We start from the raw sequence: 19,027 nt of genomic DNA on the forward strand, positions 1-19,027 counted from the left end.
GGGCGTCATCAACGAGTACCGGGACCGGCTGCCGGTCTCCGGGTCCACCGAGGTCATCACGATGGGGGAGGGAGGCACGCCGCTGATCCGGGCGCGCGCGCTGTCGGAGCTCACCGGCAGCACCGTCTGGCTGAAGTTCGAGGGCATGAACCCGACCGGCTCGTTCAAGGACCGGGGCATGACCATGGCCATCACGAAGGCCAAGGAGGAGGGCGCCGAGGCCGTCGTGTGCGCCTCGACCGGCAACACCTCCGCCTCCGCCGCGGCATACGCCAAGCAGGCCGGGCTCACGTGCGCGGTGCTCGTGCCCGAGGGTCGGATCGCCATGGGCAAGCTCTCCCAGGCCGTGGCGCACGGCGCGGACATCATCCAGGTGGACGGCAACTTCGACAACTGCCTCGAGGTCGCCCGCAAGCTCTCCGAGTCCTACCCCGTGTTCCTGGTGAACTCCGTGAACCCGTACCGGATCGAGGGACAGAAGACCGGGGCGTTCGAGGTGGTCGACACCCTCGGCGACGCGCCCGACCTGCACATCCTGCCGGTCGGCAACGCCGGCAACATCACCGCGTACTGGAAGGGCTACCAGGAGTACGCCGAGCCCTACGACTCCCCGACGGCGGGCGAGCTGCCCGCCGTCTCGACGCAGCTCCCCGTGATGTGGGGCTTCCAGGCCGAGGGGGCGGCGCCGCTGGTCCTCGGCCACCCCGTCACGGAGCCCGAGACGATCGCGACCGCCATCCGGATCGGCAACCCCGCGTCCTGGGACTCCGCGATCGCCGCCCGCGACGAGTCCGGCGGGCTCATCGGCTCCGTCTCGGACGACGAGATCCTGGCCGCCCACCGGTGGCTCTCGGCCCGGGAGGGCGTGTTCGTCGAACCGGGTTCCGCGGCGGGCGTCGCCGGCCTGCTCCAGAAGCACGCCGCGGGGGAGGCCCCCACGGGGAGGACGATCGTCATCACCGTGACCGGCCACGGCCTCAAGGACCCGCAGTGGGCGATCAAGGCCGCCGAGAAGGAGGACCCCGCCCTGGTCGAGCCCCAGCGCGTGCCCTTCGACGTGGTGGCCGTCGCCGCCGCGCTGGGCCTGGAGTAGTCCCGGATGTTCGACATCGGCCAGCGGGTCTCCGTGAGCGTGCCCGGCTCCACCGGCAACGTGGGCCCGGGCTACGACAGCCTGGGCCTGGCGCTCGGCCACTACGACGACCTCGCCGTGACCGTGACCGGCGGCGGCCTGGAGTTCGAGCTCCACGGCGAGGGCGCCGCGTCCGTGCCCCGGTCCGCGGAGCACCTGGTGGTCCGCGCCATGCGGGCAGCCTTCCGGGCCGCGGGCGTCGAGGAGCTGCCGGGTCTGCGGCTCGAGGCGACCAACCGGATCCCGCACGGTCGCGGCATGGGCTCGAGCGCGTCGGCCGTGGTGGCCGGCGTGCTCGCGGCGAACGCGCTGCTGCCCGCGGAGCGCGTCCTCGACGACCGGCGCCTGCTCCAGGTCGCCGCCGCGATGGAGGGCCACCCGGACAACGTGGCCCCGTCCCTCTACGGGGGGCTCGTGATCTCCTGGAGCGACGCGGACGGCTATCGCAGTGCCCCCGTGGCCGTCCACGAGGACGTCGTCCCGGTGGTCGCGATCCCCGACTTCGAGGTGCCGACCCGCCTGGCCCGGTCCCTGCTGCCCGCGACCGTCCCGCACCACGACGCGGCGGTGAACGCCGGGCGGACGGCCCTGCTCGTCGAGGCGCTGACCCGGCGGCCCGAGCTGCTGCTGCCCGCCACCGAGGACCGGCTGCACCAGCCGTACCGGGCCTCCGCCATGCCCCCGAGCGCCGGGCTGATGACGGCGCTGCGGGAGCGCGGGCTCCCGGCCATGATCTCCGGGGCCGGTCCGACGGTCCTGGTCCTCGCCGCGGACCGGCACCAGGCGCAGGAGACGGAACGGGCTCTCGCGGAGCTCGTCGGTCACGCAGGGGGAACCGGTTCCGTCTCCTGGCGTGTCCTCCGTCTGCGGGTCGACGGCCAGGGTGCTAAGCTGAAGAGGCACCCGCAGCAGATCCAGGGGTAGGAGACCGCGCCCGGCGCGGTGAGGACAGCGGGCATCATGAGGGGCAGCGCCCCGGTCCGATGACCCGAGGCCCTCGGCTCCACCACCTCAGATCCTCCGGTGATCCCCCGCCGGCACCGGCTTCTTCGATGCCGTCGGCGCAACGGCCCGCACCGACACGGGCCGGAGCGCACCGCGATCATGCGGGTAACACCTTGTTCGCCCAGGCTGCCGCGCCCTGAAGTGCGCCCCGCCGCAGGCGGCCCGCCATCGCGGCCCGCCGGGAACCATCCACGGTCCTGGACTCTGAGATCCATGGGCCCCCCACCGAGGGAGAAGGACACTTCGTGACCGAGACCACCGACCTTTCCACGGGTACGGAAGAGACCACCACCACCGATCCCCGGAACGCGGGCCTGTCCGCGCTCAAGCTGGCACAGCTCCAGGCGCTCGCCTCCCAGCTGGGGATCACCGGCGCCCGCCGGATGCGCAAGAGCCTGCTGGTCGACGCGATCGCCGCCCACCAGCGCGGCGGAGCCGTGGCCGACCGGGACCGGGCCGTCGAGGAGAAGATCGCCCAGACGGTCGAGAAGACCGCCGATGGCAGCGCCGAGCAGGGCGCCGCCCCGGCCGCCGAGAAGACCGGCGCCGACTCCGCCGCCGCGCAGGGCGCCGAGAGCGGCCCGCCGCAGCGGCGCACGCGCTCCCGCCGGGCCACGAGCACCGGCGTGGTGCCCGCCGCCGAGCAGCAGGGCGCCGAGGAGCCGAGCACCGCGCAGCGGACCGCCGCGCCGGCATCCGCCGAGCAGCAGCCGGCCGAGCGTCCCGCCGCGCCGTCCGAGCAGGGGGCTCCCGCCGAGGACGCCTCCGGCTCCGAGAGCGAGGGCGGCCGCAACCGCAACCGCAGCCGCCGCAACCGCAACCGCGACGACAACGGCCAGAACGGCGGCCAGGACTCCGGGCAGAAGTCCGAGGAGCCGCGCTCCTCGGCCGAGGGCCGTGACGACGACCAGTCGAAGCAGGACCGGAACCGCAACCAGAACCGTGGCCAGGACAAGGGCGGCCAGGACAAGGGCGGCCAGGACAACCGCCAGGACAAGGGCGGTCAGGACAACCGCCAGGACAAGGGCGGCCAGGACAACCGCCAGGACAAGGGCGGCCAGGACAACCGCGGCCAGGACAAGGGCGACGGCCGCGGCAAGCGGGAGAACCGCGCCGAGGGCGGCAAGTCCCAGGACGGCAAGGGCCAGGACAACCGCCAGGACAAGGGCGGCCAGGACAACCGCGGCCAGGACGACGGCGGCAGCCGCCGCAGCCGCCGCAACCGCAACCGCAACGACCGCGACCGGGACCGCAGCGACCGCAACGACCGCAACGACCGCGCGGAGCGCAACGAGCGCCGCAACCGGCGCGGGCGCAGCACCGGCCCCGAGGTCGACGACACGGAGTTCACCGAGGACGACGTCCTGCTGCCCGTCGCGGGCATCCTGGACGTCCTCGACAACTACGCGTTCGTGCGCACCTCCGGCTACCTGCCGGGCCCGAACGACGTCTACGTCAGCCTCGCCCAGGTCAAGAAGCACAACCTGCGCAAGGGCGACGCCGTGGTCGGCGCCATCCGCGCCCCCCGCGAGGGCGAGCAGCAGAACAACACGCGGCAGAAGTTCAACGCGCTGGTCCAGCTGACCACGGTCAACGGCAAGAAGACCGAGGAGAACAAGGACCGCGTGGACTTCGGGAAGCTGATCCCGCTGTACCCGCAGGAGCGGCTGCGCCTCGAGACGGAGTCCAAGAAGATCGGGCCGCGCGTCGTCGACCTGGTCGCGCCCATCGGCAAGGGCCAGCGCGGCCTGATCGTCTCCCCGCCGAAGGCCGGCAAGACGCTCATGCTCCAGGCGATCGCGAACGCGATCACCACGAACAACCCCGAGGTCCACCTCATGATGGTGCTCGTCGACGAGCGCCCCGAGGAGGTCACGGACATGCAGCGCACGGTCAAGGGCGAGGTCATCGCCTCGACCTTCGACCGGCCGGCGGACGACCACACCACGGTCGCCGAGCTCGCGATCGAGCGGGCCAAGCGGCTCGTGGAGATGGGCATGGACGTGGTGGTCCTCCTGGACTCCATGACCCGCCTGGGCCGTGCCTACAACCTCTCCGCCCCCGCCTCCGGGCGCATCCTCTCCGGCGGCGTGGACTCCGCGGCGCTCTACCCGCCGAAGAAGTTCTTCGGCGCGGCGCGCAACATCGAGAACGGCGGCTCGCTCACGATCCTCGCGACCGCCCTCGTGGAGACCGGGTCCAAGATGGACGAGGTCATCTTCGAGGAGTTCAAGGGCACCGGCAACATGGAGCTGCGCCTGTCCCGCTCGCTCGCGGACAAGCGGATCTACCCGGCCGTGGACGTCAACTCCTCGGGCACCCGCCGCGAGGAGAACCTCCTCTCCCCGGACGAGATCAAGATCATGTGGAAGCTGCGCCGCGTCCTCTCCGGGCTCGACCAGCAGCAGGCTCTCGAGCTGCTCACGAACAAGCTGCGGGACACCCAGTCCAACACCGAGTTCCTGCTCCAGGTGCAGAAGACCACGCTGTCGGCCCGCGCCGAGAGCGACCGCTAGCACGCCCGCAGCCGCCGCGGCCCGATCCGGATCCCCGGACCGGGCCGCGGCGGCGTCGTCGTGCCCGGGCGCCGCCCGCGTGCGACCCGACCGCCGTCGTCACCGCCGCCCGATGAAGGAGCGCCCCATGCCGGACCCGATCCAGTCCCTGCTCGACGAGCACGCCGAGCTGCAGCGGCAGCTCGCCGATCCCGCGGTGCACGCGGAGCAGGGCAAGGCCCGCCGCCTCGGTCGCCGCTACGCCGAGCTCAACGGCATCGTCGAGGCCCACCGCCGGGTCCATCGCCTCGAGGAGGACCTCGGCGCGGCGCGCGAGCTCGCCGCCGAGGAGCCCGAGTTCGCCGAGGAGATCCCGGCGCTCGAGGAGCAGCTCACGGCGGCCCGCGAGAAGCTGCGCCGGCTGCTCGTGCCCCGGGACCCCGACGACGGGCGCAACGTGATCCTGGAGGTCAAGGCGGGGGAGGGCGGCGACGAGTCCGCGCTCTTCGCCGGGGACCTGCTGCGGATGTACCTGAAGTACGCGGAGGCCCGTGGCTGGAAGACCGAGTTCATCTCGACCAACGACTCCGACCTGGGCGGCTACAAGGACGTGCAGGTCGCGATCAAGTCGAACGCCACGGACCCCGCCGAGGGCGTGTGGGCGCGGCTGAAGTACGAGGGCGGGGTGCACCGTGTGCAGCGCGTGCCCGTCACCGAGTCGCAGGGTCGGATCCACACCTCCGCCGCGGCGGTGCTCGTCTTCCCGGAGGTCGACGAGCCCGAGGAGGTCGAGATCAGCCAGAACGACCTGAAGATCGACGTCTACCGCTCCTCCGGGCCCGGCGGCCAGTCCGTGAACACCACCGACTCCGCGGTCCGCATCACGCACCTGCCCACGGGCATCGTGGTGGCCATGCAGAACGAGAAGTCGCAGCTGCAGAACCGCGAGGCGGCGATGCGGGTGCTGCGGGCCCGCATCCTGGCCCACCAGCAGGAGCAGATCGACGCGGACAATGCCGCGCAGCGCCGCTCCCAGGTGCGGACCATGGACCGCTCCGAGCGGATCCGCACCTACAACTTCCCCGAGAACCGGATCAACGACCACCGCACCGGGTACAAGGCGTACAACCTCGACCACGTCATGGCGGGGGACCTCGAGCCGGTCGTGCGCTCGGCGATCGAGATGGACGAGCAGGCCCAGCTCGAGGCCATCGGCCAGCAGGACGGCTGAGCGGGGCCCCGGGATGACGAGGTCGCTGGGACAGGCGGTGCGCTGGGCGGAGCAGGTGCTCGCCGAGGCGGGGATCGACTCCGCGCGCACCGATGCGCTGCTGCTCGCCGGGCACCTCACGGGCCTGTCCCGGGGGGAGGTCGAGGCGCGCGCCATCATCGGCGGGGACGAGCCGCAGGGCTACGCGGAGCTGGTGGCCGAGCGCGCCCGCCGGATCCCGCTGCAGCACCTCACGGGCGTGGCCCACTTCCGCTATCTGACGCTGGCCGTGGGGCCCGGGGTGTTCGTGCCCCGGCCCGAGACGGAGACCGTGGTGCAGACCGTGGTCGACGAGCTGCGGAGTCAGCTCGCCGCCGGCGTGCACCGGCCGCACGTGGTGGACCTGGGCACCGGCTCGGGGGCGATCGCCGCCTCGGTGGCCCAGGAGGTGCCGCAGGCGCGCGTGCACGCCGTGGAGCTCTCCGTGGCCGCCCACGCGTGGGCCGCGGAGAACCTGCGCGGGACCCGTGCGGAGCTCGTCCGGGGCGATCTGCGCACGGCGTTCCCGGAGCTCGAGGGCCGCTGCGACGTGGTGGTGTCGAACCCTCCGTACATCCCCGCGGACGCGCTCCCGCGCGAGCCGGAGGCCCGGGAGCACGACCCGGAGCTCGCCCTGTACGGGGGCGGGGAGGACGGGCTCGAGATCCCGCGGGCGGCGCTGGCCTCGGCCCTGCGGCTGCTGCGCCCCGGGGGTTTCTTCGTCATGGAGCACGCGGAGGTGCAGTCCGGTGCCGTGGCGCACGCGTTCCGGGCCGCGGGGCTCGAGGACGTCGTGGGCCACCAGGACCTGACGGGCCGGGACCGGGCCACGGCCGGCCGGACGCCCCGCGCCGGCCGTGCGCGCACCACCGGGATGGGAGAATGGACGCCGTGAACCACACCGTCTACGACTGCACCAGCATCGCCCAGCGCACCGCCGGGCTCAAGCACGCCGCGCGCGCCCTCGCGGCCGACGCCTGCGTGGTCCTGCCCACCGACACGGTCTACGGGATCGGGGCCAACGCGTTCTCCGCCCGCGGGGTCGCGACCCTGCTCGCGGCCAAGGGACGGTCGCGGGCGATGCCCCCGCCCGTGCTCATCGCCCACGCCGGGGTGCTCGACGGCCTCGCGGACGAGGTCTCCGACGACGCCCGCGCGCTCGCCCACGCCTTCTGGCCCGGCGGGCTGACCCTGATCCTCCACTCCCACCCGTCGCTGGGCTGGGACCTGGGGGAGACCCACGGGACCGTGGCCCTGCGGGTGCCCGACGACGAGCTCGCCCAGGCGCTGCTCATCGAGAGCGGCCCGCTGGCCGTCTCCTCGGCCAACCGCACCGGCCACCCGGCCGCGTCGACGGCGCAGGCCGCGGTGGACATGCTCGGGGACTCCGTGGAGCTCTACCTGGACGGCGGCCCGCGGCCCGTCGGCGGTCCCGTGGACCGGGATCCGCTCTCGTCCACGATCGTGGACTGCACGGGGGAGACCCCGCTGCTGGTGCGCCACGGCACCGTGAGCCTCGCCCGGCTGCGCTCCGTCGTGCCCTCGGTGGTGCCGGCGGACGGCGACGAGGAGCTCGGGGGCCCCGCCACCGCGGACGGCGCCCCCGGGGATCCCGCCCGCGCGGACCGCGCCGGCGAGCGCGCGGCGGCCGGGGGATCGCACGCGGTGAGCGAGCCCGACCCGGAGGCCGGCCCTCCCGCGGCGGAGCCGGCCGCGCCGGCGGAGCCGGGCGCCGCCCGGGAGGACCAGCTGCCCCCGGCACCCGGTCCGGCGCAGGCTGCGGCCGCGCAGGGCCTGGCGGCCTCGCTCGTGGCGCGCTCCGCGGCGGGCACCCGGCCGGCCGTGGACCAGGACCGCACCCGCGTCCCGCGCCCGGGGTCACCGGGGGAGCCGCGGCCCCTGCCGGTCGACGAGGCCGCCCGGCTCGTGGCGCGCAGCCGCGGCGGCGCCTGAGGGCCGTCGCCGGGACGGCCCGGTGGTGCTCAGCCCCGGCCGGCGGCCAGGTGCGCCTGGCGCAGCACCTCGCTGATCCGCGGCTCGGGGACCGCGTCGTGCTCCTCGGCCCAGCCCCGCACCTGGCGCTGGCCGAACCAGGTCACCTCGAGCCGGCGGAAGACCCCGTGCCAGCGGTTCCCGACCAGGGCCGAGACCGCGAACCCGGCGTCCACCGCGAGCCGGCACAGCAGCACGGGGAGGTGCCGCGGCTCCCGCCGGCCCGCGTCCCGCAGGATGGAGCCGGTGGTGGCGCCCTCCCACGGCTGCAGCACGACCGGCGGCAGCTCCTCGCGGTGGCGTCCGACCCGGGAGACGAACTCGGCCAGGGCGTGCACGGACGTCACCGGGGTGTGCGCGGTCCCGTCGCCGGCCACCGAGCTCAGCGGCGAGGACGCGAACCGGGCCAGCCGCGCCGTGGTGCGCCGGCCGGAGCCCTGCACCGAGGTCGCGCGCAGCACCGTGATCGCCGGGGCCCCGTCCTCGTCCGCCCAGTCGCGGCGCAGCTTCAGGAGCGCGCTCTCGCCGAGGGCCTTGGAGAAGGAGTAGGGGGAGAAGGGCCGGACGGTGGGCGTCTCGTCGAGGACGTCGGCGTTGCCCTGCACGGCCGCGGAGCTGACGTGCACGACCCGGCGCACGCTCGTGCGGCGCGCCGCGAGGGCCACGAGCACGGGCAGCAGGGCGTTCGCCCCCACCAGGGACTCCTCGTGCGTCTGGTCCGGGGCCGCCAGGCCCGCGGCGTTGACGACCACGTGGGCGCCGGCGAAGGACTCGGCGAGGTAGTCGATGACGGACTCGAGCCGGCCGGCCTGCTGGAGCAGGTGGTGGACCGTGCGCGCCCCGGACCCCAGCCGCGGCGCGGAGACCGGGACCACCGTCTGGCCGTCCGCCTGCAGCCGGGCCACGGTCGCGGAGCCCACGAATCCCGTCGCTCCCAGGACTGCCCACGTCGTCGATGTCACGGTGCTTCCTCTCCTCCGGTCGCTGCCGGTCGCCGTCGTCCGGGTCCGGATCCTTGCGCTCATCGTACAGACCGGCCCCGGCCGGAGCGGGGCGACGCGGCCCGCCAGCCCGACGTCGGGCGGCCGCTTGCTAGACTCGGCACGGTCCGGAGCCCACCCCTGCTCCGCGCCGGACCCCGCACCCGTCACCGCACTGGAGGAGCCGCATGCCGTCCGACCCCACGCCCACCCCCACGGTGGCGGTGGCCTGCGTGACCCAGGACCGGCACGAGGACGTCCTCGAGCTCGTCGCCGCGCTGCGGGAGCAGACGGTCCCCGTCGCGTCCCTGTGCCTGGTCGACGCGGGCCGCGAGGCGCTGTCGCGGCAGGTGCTGGAGGAGGCGATCGGCGGCCGGTTCGCGCTCGAGCTCGTGCGGTCACTCGCCAACCTGGGCGGGGCCGGCGGGTTCTCCCTCGCGATCCTGACCGCGCTCGCCACGGGTGCGGACCACGTCTGGCTCATGGACGACGACGCCCACCCGGAGGGCCCCGACTGCCTCGAGATCCTCCTGCACGAGGCCGCTCAGCGGGACCTGTCGGTCGTCTCCCCCCTCGTCGTGGCGCCCGAGGACCACGGCGCGCTGGCCTTCTCCTACCGCCTCGAGGGACGGATGACCCACTCCCGGGCGGACCTGGAGCCGCTCGGCTTCCTGCCCGGCTACGCCACCTTCTTCAACGGCGCCCTCATGGCCGAGCACGTCTTCTTCGCGGTCGGGCTGCCGGACCTCAAGCTCTTCCTGCGCGGCGACGAGGTCGACTTCCTCGTGCGGCTGCGCCGCTCCGGGCTGCCCTTCGGCACCACCACCCGCACCGCCGTGGCCCACCCGCCGGGCTGGGACGAGGAGCACGTCGTGGTCCCCGGCCGGCTCAAGGTCGTGGTCCCCGGGACCGCGTTCAAGCGCGAGCACTTCTTCCGCAACCGGGGCTGGACCACGTGGCGGTACAAGCGGGTCGTCCAGCTCGGGGCCGACCTCGTCGGCTACCCCCTGTACTACCTGCGCCGGCGGGACCCGCGCGGTCTCGCGTCCTGGGCGAGCCGCTACGTCGGCGGGATGCGCGGCCGCGGCTTCGGCGGACCGCGGTGACGCCGTGAGCCCGCCCCCCGGCCTCGAGTTCTCCGTGCTCATGCCCGTCTACCGCGGCGACACCGCGCAGCGGGTGCGCCGTGCGGCCGAGTCGGCCACCGTCGAGCAGCAGCGCCGCCCCGCCGAGCTCGTCGTCGTGCGAGACGGCCCGGTCCCCGCGCCGCTCGAGGCCGAGCTGGACCGGCTCGTGCGCGAGCTGCCCGTGCCCGTGGTGCGGGTCGACCTGGAGCACAACGAGGGACTCACCGCGGCGCTCAACGCCGGCCTCGGCCGGTGCCGGCACGACGTCGTGGCCCGCGCCGACGCCGACGACGTCTCCTATCCCCGCCGCTTCGCGGTGCAGCTGCCCGTCATCGAGGCCGGGGCCGACCTGGTGGGCTCCTCGATGCACGAGATCGGCGACGACGAGCGGACCCCGATCGCCCTGCGCCGCGCCCCGGTGGGGGAGCGGGACATCCTCTCCGTCTCGCGGCGCCGCAATCCCGTGAGCCATCCGACCGTGGTGTTCCGGCGCTCGGCCGTGCGGGCGGCCGGCGGCTACGTGCACGTGCCCCTGGCCGAGGACTACTGGCTGTGGGTGCGGATGCTACGCGCCGGCGCCGACGTGCGCAACGTGCCCGAGCCGCTGGTCGGCTACCGGGTCTCCGCGGGCTCCTACGAGCGGCGCGGCGGGTGGCGCGTGCTCCGCGCGGAGCTCGCCCTCCAGGCCCGGTTGCGCGGGATCGGCCACGTGGGGTTCCTACAATGGGTGCGCAACGTGGTGGTGCGCGGCGGCTACCGGTTCGTCCCCACCCGGCTCCGGGAGCTCGCCTACCGGACCATGGTCGGCGCGCCCCGCCGCCGATCGTCCCGCAACAGCACCTGCTGACCGCCCGGCCCCCGGCTCCGGCACCGACCACGAAAGGAACTCCGCGATGAGTGGTGAGCCCGAGCGCCCCGCCGGTACGGCGGTGCCCCCCGGGGACGCCGGCAGGGGGGCGCCGCCCCGCGCCGGCCCCCCGGACCGGCCCGTGGCGTGGCTGTGGATCCAGATGCTGCTGGACTCCGTCGCCTGGGTCGTGGCCCTCGTGCTCGCCCTGGTGCTGCGCTACGAGATGGACCTCCAGTTCATCAGCGCCCCCGGTCTGCTGCTGGTGTCCCTGGTGGCCGTGGCCGCCCAGCTCGTGGTCGGCTTCTCCTTCGCCCTGTACAAGGGGCGGTACTCGTTCGGCAGCTTCGACGAGGCCAAGCTCCTCGTGGTGGTCACCCTCATCGTCACGGCCGTGGTCCAGGTCCTGCTCCTGGTGGTGGGCACGAGCATCGGCATCCCGCGCTCCACCGCCCTCATCGCCTTCCCCTTCGCGTGCCTGTTCATGGCCGCCTTCCGCTACCTCAAGCGGATGTACCAGGAGGCCTCCGCCCGCCCGGGCGCCTCCGCCCAGCACGTGGTGATCTACGGCGCCGGCTACCTGGGGACCTTCCTGGTCCACCGCATGATGCAGGACCCGCATTCGGAGTTCCTGCCCGTGGCCCTGCTCGACGACGACCCCGCCAAGAAGCACCTGCGGATCTCCTCCGTGCCCGTCCTCGGCACCCTGCACGACGTCCGCGACGTCATGGCCCGCACCCGCGCCTCCGTGCTCATCGTGGCGATGTCCAGCCCGGAGCCCCGCATCATGCACCGGGTCGCGGACGCCGTGGCCGGCACCGGGATCCGGGTCATGACGATGCCCCCGCTCGGCGAGGTGCTCACCGCCAAGCACCACGCCACGGACTTCCGGGACATCAGCATGGAGGACCTCATCGGCCGCCGCCCCGTCGACATCGACGTCGAGGAGATCGCCGGCTACGTCAAGGGCCGCCGCGTCCTGGTCACCGGCGCGGGCGGCTCCATCGGCTCCGAGCTGTGCCGCCAGCTCGTGGGCTTCGAGCCCGCCGAGCTGATCATGGTGGACCGCGACGAGTCGGCCCTGCAGGGCACGCAGATCTCCATCACGGGCCGCGGCCTGCTCGACGGGCGGGACACCGTCCTCGCCGACATCCGCGACCCCGAGTCCGTCGGGACGATCTTCCGCGACCGCCTGCCCCAGGTGGTCTTCCACGCCGCCGCCCTCAAGCACGTCTCCCTGCTCGAGCAGTACCCGGACGAGGCGTGGAAGACCAACGTCGTCGGCACCCTCAACGTGCTGCAGGCGGCCGAGGAGGCGGGGGTCGAGGTCTTCGTCAACATCTCGACCGACAAGGCGGCCAACCCCACCACGGCGCTGGGCCACTCCAAGCGCGTCGCGGAGAAGCTCACCGCCTGGATGGCGGACCGCACCGGGCACCGGTACGTCTCGGTGCGCTTCGGCAACGTCTTCGGCTCGCGCGGCTCGATGCTGCCCCTGTTCACCGAGCAGATCCGGCAGGGCGGGCCGATCACGGTGACGCACGCCGAGGCCACCCGCTACTTCATGACCATCCCCGAGGCGTGCCAGCTGGTGATCCAGGCGGGGGCGATCGCCCGCGGCGGCGAGGTGCTGATCCTCGACATGGGCGAGCCCGTGCGGATCATGGACATCGCCGAGCGGCTGCGCGTGATGAGCGGGCGCGAGGACGTCGAGATCGAGGTCACCGGGCTGCGCCCGGGGGAGAAGCTGCACGAGGACCTCATCGGCCTCGGCGAGAAGGACGAGCGGCCCTTCCACCCCAAGATCTCCCACGCGCGCGCCGACCGCCTCGACCCCGACCAGCTGGACCGGCACACGTGGAAGGTGCGCGGCGGCATGGTCTACACGGGCACGATCCCCGTCGTGCGAGCGTCCACGCAGCCGCCGCCCACGTCGGTCCAGCGCCCGCGCAGCTCCTCGGGGCGGGCCTCGTGAGCACGGCCCTGCTGTTCCCGGGCGTGCTGGTCCCGGCCGAACTCGACCTCACGGACCCGGGTGCCGCCCCCGACCCGGAGGAGCTGCGCCGGCTCGGGGAGCTCGTCCTCACGGTCGGCGCCCCGGCCCTCGTGCTCAGCCTCCTGCTGCCGCTGGCCGTCAAGCCCCTGCTCGCCCGGTGGGGCGTGCTCGACGTCCCCAACGAGCGCTCCTCCCACCAGCGCACGGTCGTCCGGGGCATGGGCCTGGCCGTGGCCGTCGCGGTGCTCCTCGCCTACGGCTCCGCGCTGCTCACCGGCGCGATCGAGGTCGACCGCTCCGTCGCGCTCGTGGTCCTGGCGGTCGGGGGCCTGTTCGCCGCCCTCGGCTGGGCCGAGGACTACCGGGGCGTGTCCGTGCGGGTGCGCCTGGCCGCCCAACTGGGCATCGGCCTCATCGCCACGTCCGTCCTCGTCTCGGTCCTCGGCACCTCCGCGTGGTGGCTGCCCGTGGGCACCCTCGCGATCGCCGCCTACGTGAACATGGCGAACTTCATGGACGGGATCAACGGCATCTCCGGGCTGCACGGCCTGGCGGCGGGCCTGCTGTACGCCTGGGCCGGTGCCTCCAACGACCTGCCGTGGATGGTCGCCGCCGGACTGGCCGTGGCGGGCGGCTTCGCCGGGTTCCTCCCCTGGAACCTCGGCCGCGGCACCGTCTTCCTCGGGGACGTCGGCTCCTACCTGCTGGGCGGGTCGCTGGCCGGCATCGCGGTCGCCGCCTTCCTCTCGGGCGTCTATGTCGAGTACCTCCTGCCCCCGCTCGCGGTCTACGTGGCCGACACCTCCGTGACGCTGCTCCGCCGCGTCCGCGCGGGAGAGGCCTGGTACCGCCCGCACCGCCAGCACGTCTACCAGCGGCTCACCGACGTGGGCCTGTCCCACACGGGCTCGGCGCTGGTGGTCACGGCCGCGACCGTCCTCGTGAGCGTCGCCTCGGTCCTGGGCCTGCGCGCAGGACCTGCCGCCACCGCCCTGGCCGGCGCGTTCGTGCTCGCGGTGCTCGCGCTCTACCTCGTGCTGCCCGCGCTGCTCGGGCACCGGGCGGCCGCCCGGTCCGGCGTGGAGGCCGGCCCGTGAGCGCGGCCGCGCTCAGCGCCCTGCTCGGCGCCGGGCTGGTCGCCGCGAGCCACCTGGTCACCCTGCTCGTGGCGCGGGCCACCGCGGGCGCGGACGGACCGGTCGCCGCGCCCGCGCTCGCCCTGACGTACGTGCTGAAGGTGCTCGTGCTCGGCTGGATCCTGCTCACCGTGCCGGCGCCGCCGTGGCTGGCCCCGGGCTGGGTCGCGGCGGGCGTGCTGGCCGCGCTCGTCGTCTCGCTGGCGCTCGCGGCCCGGACGGGCGCCCGGGCCACCCGCGACGCCCTGGCACCGGTGCTGGAGGCACGCCGCCGTGCGGAGGCCGAGGGCGCGGACGGCCCCGGCGCACCCGCCCCGACCGACGACAGGAAGCAGGACGACCATGAGCACGGATGACCGCGACGACGCCGCCCGCCCGGACGGCGACCCGGCGCCGGGAGCGCCGGACGAGGGGCCCCCGGACCCCCCAGGACTGCGCACCGCGGGGGAGCTCGTGGAGGGCGGAGGGCTCTCCGGAGGGCTCACGACACTCCTCTACGTGGTGATCGGGATGGGGTTCTGGAGTTTGGTAGGGTGGGGTGCGGATCGCGTGCTGGGAACCCGGTGGATCGTGGTCCTGGGTGCGTGCATCGGCGCCGCGTCCGGGATCTACGTCGTGTACCTCCACATGCAGGAGGGGCTCCGTCGCAGCCCGACCTCCGATGGGACAGATCCTCACCACCCGCACCAGTCCGGCCCGGACTCGGCGCCCCGACCGTGACCACCGGCCAGAGCACTGCAGAAAGGACCCGCATTGAACGCCGCCCTCATCAGGCTCCCCGCCACCGGAGGATTCACCGCCCCGACCGTCGACGAGATGCACCTGCCCTATTTCTTCGAGGTGGGCTCCTTCGGCTTCGGCAAGCAGATGCTGCTGATCCTCCTGTCGGTCGTCCTGATCGCCGGCTTCTTCATGTGGGCCATCCGCCGCAACGCCCTCGTCCCCTCGAAGTCGCAGTACCTCGCGGAGAGCGGCTACGGGTTCGTGCGCAACCACCTCGGCCGGGACATCATCGGTGAGAAGGAGTTCCGCCCCTACATCCCGCTGCTGTTCACCTTCTTCTTCTTCATCCTGGTGAACAACCTCTTCGGCTCCATCCCGGTGCTGCAGCTCCCGACCCTCTCGCACGCGGGCTCCGCCTACGTCCTGGCCGGCATCGCCTACGTCACCTGGGTCTTCATGGGCATCAAGCGCCACGGGTTCGGCGGCTTCATGGGCAAGATGACGATGCCGCCGGACGTCCCCAAGCTGCTCTACATCTTCCTCATCCCGATCGAGTTCCTCTCGAACCTGATCATCCGCCCGGTCACGCACGCCCTGCGTGTGTTCGCCACGATGTTCGCCGGTCACCTGGCGCTCATGGTCGCGGCGTCCATGACGGGATACCTGCTCTCGCAGGCCAGCGCCATCAGCGTCGTCGCGCTGGGGTCCACCGTGCTCGGCGTGTTCATCTACTTCCTGGAGATCCTGATCCAGGTCCTCCAGGCCTACATCTTCACCCTCCTCTTCGCCGTGTACGTCCAGGGCGCCCTGCAAGAGGGCCACTGACACCGGCGGAGCACCGCTCCGGCCCCGGCCGGACCCCCGCAGTCCAACCCCGAAATGTTCAGAGCCGACACGGCTACGACGCCCGGCCCCCGGGCACCTAGAAAGGAAATACCCCTCATGACTGGTTCGCTCAGTGCTATCGGTTACGGTCTGGCTGCCATCGGCGGCGGCATCGGCGTGGGTCTGATCTTCGCCGCGTACATGCAGTCCGTCGCCCGCCAGCCGGAGTCGCAGCGCGTGCTCCAGCCGATGCTGTTCTTCGGCTTCGCCGTGGTCGAGGCGCTCGCGATTCTGGGCTTCGTGCTCGCGTTCATCGCCTGAGTGGCGCATCCCGTACAAGTCCTTCCTAGAGAACAGGAATCGCGCAAATGATCACCGTGCTGGCAGTCGAGGAAGGGGCGAACCCCCTCTTCCCCAATGTCTGGGAGATGCTGATCACCGGCATCGGCTTCCTGATCCTGCTCTTCCTGGTCGTCAAGTACGTCGTACCGGCGTTCGAGCGGGTCTACCGTGAGCGCACCGAGGCCATCGAGGGTGGTCTGGCCAAGGCCAAGGCCGCCCAGGCCGAGGCCGCCGCCGCCCGCGACGAGTACAACCAGCAGCTCGAGAGCGCCCGCCTGGAGGCCCAGAAGATCCGCGAGGAGGCTCGCCTCGAGGGCGAGAAGATCCTCGCGGACTTCAAGGACCGGGCGAACGCCGAGTCGGCCCGCATCACCGAGAACGCCCACCGCACCATCGAGGCGGAGCGCTCGGCGGCCGTGGTCTCCCTGCGCAACGAGGTGGGCACCCTGGCCACCACGCTCGCGGCGAAGATCGTGGGCGAGTCGCTCGACGACGACGCCCGGTCCAACCGGGTGGTCGACCGCTTCCTCGCCGACCTGGAGCAGGAGCAGGAACGGAATGCAGGTGCGGCACGGTAATGGCAGACGCAGCGAACGAATTCACACAGCAGAACGCTCGTGAGGTCGAGCGCTGGGCAGGCTCCGCCAGTCCCGCGCTCGCCCGTGAGCTGTTCGCCGTGCTCGCGGTCCTCGACGAGAACGGCGCCCTGCGCCGTGCGCTGGCGGACCCCTCCTACGAGGGACCGGCACGCGAGCAGGTCGTGCGCCGGCTCTTCGCCGACAAGGTCTCCACGGACGCCGTGGAGGTCGTCGCGCACCTCGCCGGTCGCCGCTGGAGCGACGACCGCGAGTTCGTCGACGCCATCGAGCACGCCGGGGTGGCCCTCACCGCGGCGTCCGCCGAGAACCGCGGCGGGCTCGAGGGCCTCGAGCAGGTCGTGGACCAGCTGATCGGGTTCAAGGGGGTGCTGGACGGCTCGCACGAGCTGCAGCGCGCCCTCAGCGACCCGCGCGCCGACGTCGAGGCCAAGACCCGGCTGGCGCAGCGCCTGACCCCGGGCGCCTCGGACGAGGCGCTGCTGCTCGTGGAGCAGGCAGTGCTCTCGCCCCGCGGCGCTCTGGTCGGCCGCCTCGTCGACCGCTTCGCGGAGGAGGTGGCGGCCCGCCGCCAGCGGTGGATCGCGCACGTGAGCACGTCGCGGCCGCTGACCGAGGAACAGCGCGGGCGGCTCCAGCAGCAGCTGAACGCGGTGTACGGCAGGGATCTCAAGCTCACCGTGGACGTCGACCCGACGCTGATCGGAGGGCTCAAGGTGCAGGTGGGCGAGGAGGTCATCGACGGTTCCGTCGCCGCCCGACTCGACGAGCTGCGCCAGCGGATCGGGGCCTGACCCCTCGGGGCCGGCACCACGTGGTCGTGGCCGGGCGCCCCTGCCGGCCGGACGGGGCGGCAGCCGGTGGACCGGCACAGCGTTCCGCCACAGATTTGGACTCACGGTCACCGCTGACGGCAGTGATCACGAACTAGGAGAGCAGGGACAGGACATGTCCGAAGTCACCATCAATGCCGACGACGTCCGTAGCGCGCTGAGCGAATTCGCCGCGTCCTACGAGCCCGGCACCGCAGAACGAACCGAGGTCGGCCGCGTCAGCAGCGCCTCCGACGGCATCGCGCGGGTCGAGGGCCTGCCCTCGGTCATGGCCAACGAGCTGCTGCGCTTCGAGAACGGCGTGCTCGGTCTCGCGCAGAACCTCGACGTCCGCGACATCGGCGTCGTGATCCTCGGCGACTTCCGAGGCATCGAGGAGGGCCAGGAGGTCCAGCGCACCGGGGAGGTCCTCTCCGTGCCGGTGGGCGACGCGTTCCTCGGCCGCGTGGTCGACCCGCTGGGCACGCCCATCGACGACCTCGGCCCGATCGAGTCCGAGGGCCGCCGCGCCCTCGAGACGCAGGCGCCCGGCGTGACCATGCGCAAGTCGGTCCACGAGCCCCTGCAGACCGGCATCAAGGCCATCGACGCGATGATCCCGATCGGCCGCGGCCAGCGCCAGCTCCTCATCGGCGACCGCCAGACCGGCAAGACCGCGATCGCCGTGGACGCCATCCTGAACCAGCGCGCCAACTGGGAGTCCGGCGACGTCAACCGGCAGGTGCGCTGCATCTACGTGGCCGTCGGCCAGAAGGCGTCCACCATCGCCGGCGTGCGCCAGACCCTCGAGGACAACGGAGCCCTGGAGTACACGACCATCGTCGCGGCTCCCGCCTCGGAGGCCGCGGGCATCAAGTACCTCGCCCCCTACGCGGGCTCGGCCATCGGCCAGCACTGGATGTACGGCGGCAAGCACGTCCTCATCGTCTTCGACGACCTCTCCAAGCAGGCCGAGGCGTACCGCGCGGTCTCGCTGCTGCTGCGCCGTCCGCCGGGACGCGAGGCCTACCCGGGCGACGTGTTCTACCTGCACTCCCGCCTCCTCGAGCGCTGCGCCAAGCTCTCCGACGAGCTGGGCGCGGGCTCGATGACCGGGTTGCCGCTGATCGAGACGAAGGCCAACGACGTCTCGGCCTTCATCCCCACCAACGTCATCTCCATCACCGACGGCCAGATCTTCCTGCAGTCGGACCTGTTCAACGCCAACCAGCGCCCGGCCGTGGACGTGGGCATCTCGGTGTCCCGCGTCGGCGGCGCCGCGCAGGTCAAAGCCATGAAGAAGGTCTCCGGCACGCTGAAGCTCGAGCTGGCGTCCTACCGCTCGATGCAGGCCTTCGCGATGTTCGCCTCCGACCTGGACCCCGCGTCCCGGCAGCAGCTGACCCGCGGCGCCCGGCTGATGGAGCTGCTGAAGCAGAAGCAGTACACCCCGTACCCGGTCGAGGACCAGGTCGTCTCGATCTGGGCCGGCACCAACGGCCACCTCGACGAGGTGGAGGTCGCCGACGTGCTCGACTTCGAGCAGGCCCTGCTCGAGCACGTGCGCCGCACCACGAACGTGATGGACTCCATCGTCGGCACCGGCAAGCTCGAGGACGACGCCGTCGCCGCCCTCGAGACGGCTGTCGCCGAGGTCAAGCGGGACTTCCGGGGCACCAAGCACGGGATCGAGCCGGGCCACGAGGAGCACGAGCCCCTCGAGGCGTCCGAGGTCGAGCAGGAACGGATCGTCAGGAAGTAACCGGTCGG

The 19,027-nt window shown here is 73.0% G+C and carries 18 protein-coding genes; 17 read left to right on the forward strand and 1 reads right to left on the reverse strand.

The features are described from left to right. From thrC to ACH9D2_RS07395, 6 genes are all read left to right on the forward strand, one after another. On the forward strand, positions 1-1,093 hold a 1,093-nt coding region (gene thrC, locus ACH9D2_RS07370; protein WP_396362190.1), incomplete at its 5' end, for a threonine synthase. A 6-nt stretch (positions 1,094-1,099) separates the two neighbouring features. Then, positions 1,100-2,056 (forward strand): homoserine kinase, encoded by a 957-nt coding sequence (gene thrB / locus ACH9D2_RS07375; protein WP_396362191.1) that lies wholly within the window; start codon positions 1,100-1,102, stop codon positions 2,054-2,056. Positions 2,057-2,382: 326 nt separating this feature from the next. After that, on the forward strand, positions 2,383-4,653 hold the full coding sequence (gene rho / locus ACH9D2_RS07380; protein ID WP_396362192.1) for a transcription termination factor Rho: 2,271 nt from the start codon (positions 2,383-2,385) through the stop codon (positions 4,651-4,653). 127 nt (positions 4,654-4,780) lie between these two features. Continuing rightward, a complete protein-coding gene (gene prfA / locus ACH9D2_RS07385) occupies positions 4,781-5,863 on the forward strand; it encodes a peptide chain release factor 1 (RefSeq protein WP_396362193.1) in 1,083 nt (360 codons plus the stop codon). Between the two features lie 13 nt (positions 5,864-5,876). Beyond that, the gene (gene prmC / locus ACH9D2_RS07390; RefSeq protein ID WP_396362194.1) at positions 5,877-6,776 is read left to right on the forward strand and encodes a peptide chain release factor N(5)-glutamine methyltransferase; all 900 of its coding nucleotides are present in this window, start codon (positions 5,877-5,879) and stop codon (positions 6,774-6,776) included. After that, on the forward strand, positions 6,773-7,834 hold the full coding sequence (locus tag ACH9D2_RS07395) for an L-threonylcarbamoyladenylate synthase (RefSeq protein WP_396362195.1): 1,062 nt from the start codon (positions 6,773-6,775) through the stop codon (positions 7,832-7,834). The genes prmC and ACH9D2_RS07395 overlap by 4 nt, the downstream gene beginning before the upstream one ends. 29 nt (positions 7,835-7,863) lie before the next feature. On the opposite strand, the gene ACH9D2_RS07400 is transcribed toward ACH9D2_RS07395, so the two are convergent. After that, positions 7,864-8,835, reverse strand: a complete 972-nt coding sequence (locus tag ACH9D2_RS07400; RefSeq protein ID WP_396362196.1) for an NAD-dependent epimerase/dehydratase family protein — start codon at positions 8,833-8,835, stop codon at positions 7,864-7,866. A gap of 206 nt (positions 8,836-9,041) precedes the next feature. Here ACH9D2_RS07400 and ACH9D2_RS07405 point away from each other — a divergent pair, with 206 nt between their 5' ends. The 11 genes from ACH9D2_RS07405 (at position 9,042) to atpA (ending at position 19,019) form a co-directional block, all read left to right on the forward strand. Beyond that, a complete protein-coding gene (locus tag ACH9D2_RS07405; RefSeq protein ID WP_396362197.1) occupies positions 9,042-9,959 on the forward strand; it encodes a glycosyltransferase in 918 nt (305 codons plus the stop codon). A 4-nt stretch (positions 9,960-9,963) separates the two neighbouring features. Continuing rightward, positions 9,964-10,827 (forward strand): glycosyltransferase, encoded by an 864-nt coding sequence (locus tag ACH9D2_RS07410; RefSeq protein WP_396362198.1) that lies wholly within the window; start codon positions 9,964-9,966, stop codon positions 10,825-10,827. 46 nt (positions 10,828-10,873) lie between these two features. Further along, positions 10,874-12,802: a polysaccharide biosynthesis protein gene (locus tag ACH9D2_RS07415; RefSeq protein WP_396362199.1), complete on the forward strand. Its 1,929-nt coding sequence runs from the start codon at positions 10,874-10,876 to the stop codon at positions 12,800-12,802. Next, complete coding sequence (locus ACH9D2_RS07420) at positions 12,799-13,920, forward strand: MraY family glycosyltransferase (RefSeq protein ID WP_396362200.1); 1,122 nt, start codon at positions 12,799-12,801, stop codon at positions 13,918-13,920. The genes ACH9D2_RS07415 and ACH9D2_RS07420 overlap by 4 nt, the downstream gene beginning before the upstream one ends. Beyond that, positions 13,917-14,315 carry a hypothetical protein gene (locus ACH9D2_RS07425; protein WP_396362201.1) on the forward strand — a complete coding sequence of 133 codons (399 nt, stop codon included), beginning with the start codon at positions 13,917-13,919 and terminating at the stop codon, positions 14,313-14,315. Before ACH9D2_RS07420 ends, ACH9D2_RS07425 begins: the two co-directional genes overlap by 4 nt. After that, entirely contained in the window at positions 14,302-14,679 is a 378-nt protein-coding gene (locus ACH9D2_RS07430) for a hypothetical protein (protein WP_396362202.1), read from the forward strand. Before ACH9D2_RS07425 ends, ACH9D2_RS07430 begins: the two co-directional genes overlap by 14 nt. Positions 14,680-14,712: 33 nt before the next feature. Continuing rightward, complete coding sequence (gene atpB / locus ACH9D2_RS07435; protein WP_396362203.1) at positions 14,713-15,507, forward strand: F0F1 ATP synthase subunit A; 795 nt, start codon at positions 14,713-14,715, stop codon at positions 15,505-15,507. 117 nt (positions 15,508-15,624) lie between these two features. Beyond that, on the forward strand, positions 15,625-15,828 hold the full coding sequence (atpE, locus tag ACH9D2_RS07440; RefSeq protein WP_017833261.1) for an ATP synthase F0 subunit C: 204 nt from the start codon (positions 15,625-15,627) through the stop codon (positions 15,826-15,828). A gap of 47 nt (positions 15,829-15,875) precedes the next feature. Continuing rightward, a complete protein-coding gene (locus tag ACH9D2_RS07445; RefSeq protein ID WP_396362204.1) occupies positions 15,876-16,427 on the forward strand; it encodes a F0F1 ATP synthase subunit B in 552 nt (183 codons plus the stop codon). Continuing rightward, positions 16,427-17,239, forward strand: coding sequence for a F0F1 ATP synthase subunit delta (locus ACH9D2_RS07450; RefSeq protein WP_396362205.1), 813 nt, complete (start codon positions 16,427-16,429; stop codon positions 17,237-17,239). Before ACH9D2_RS07445 ends, ACH9D2_RS07450 begins: the two co-directional genes overlap by 1 nt. Before the next feature lie 154 nt (positions 17,240-17,393). Beyond that, entirely contained in the window at positions 17,394-19,019 is a 1,626-nt protein-coding gene (gene atpA / locus ACH9D2_RS07455; RefSeq protein ID WP_396362206.1) for a F0F1 ATP synthase subunit alpha, read from the forward strand. Positions 19,020-19,027 lie beyond the last annotated feature (8 nt).

It is taken from the genome of Kocuria rhizosphaericola, assembly GCF_044462205.1.
In the GTDB taxonomy this organism is placed as follows: Bacteria; Actinomycetota; Actinomycetes; order Actinomycetales; family Micrococcaceae; genus Kocuria; species Kocuria rhizosphaericola.

Excerpts from the sequence above, each read along its gene's own strand:
- prfA (WP_396362193.1), top strand. The coding sequence starts at position 4,781 with ATGCCGGACCCGATCCAGTCCCTGCTCGACGAGCACGCCGAGCTGCAG.
- prmC (WP_396362194.1), top strand. The coding sequence starts at position 5,877 with ATGACGAGGTCGCTGGGACAGGCGGTGCGCTGGGCGGAGCAGGTGCTC.
- atpE (WP_017833261.1), top strand. The coding sequence starts at position 15,625 with ATGACTGGTTCGCTCAGTGCTATCGGTTACGGTCTGGCTGCCATCGGC.
- ACH9D2_RS07450 (WP_396362205.1), top strand. The coding sequence starts at position 16,427 with ATGGCAGACGCAGCGAACGAATTCACACAGCAGAACGCTCGTGAGGTC.
- ACH9D2_RS07445 (WP_396362204.1), top strand. The coding sequence starts at position 15,876 with ATGATCACCGTGCTGGCAGTCGAGGAAGGGGCGAACCCCCTCTTCCCC.
- ACH9D2_RS07430 (WP_396362202.1), top strand. The coding sequence starts at position 14,302 with ATGAGCACGGATGACCGCGACGACGCCGCCCGCCCGGACGGCGACCCG.
- ACH9D2_RS07405 (WP_396362197.1), top strand. The coding sequence starts at position 9,042 with ATGCCGTCCGACCCCACGCCCACCCCCACGGTGGCGGTGGCCTGCGTG.
- atpA (WP_396362206.1), top strand. The coding sequence starts at position 17,394 with ATGTCCGAAGTCACCATCAATGCCGACGACGTCCGTAGCGCGCTGAGC.
- thrB (WP_396362191.1), top strand. The coding sequence starts at position 1,100 with ATGTTCGACATCGGCCAGCGGGTCTCCGTGAGCGTGCCCGGCTCCACC.
- ACH9D2_RS07415 (WP_396362199.1), top strand. The coding sequence starts at position 10,874 with ATGAGTGGTGAGCCCGAGCGCCCCGCCGGTACGGCGGTGCCCCCCGGG.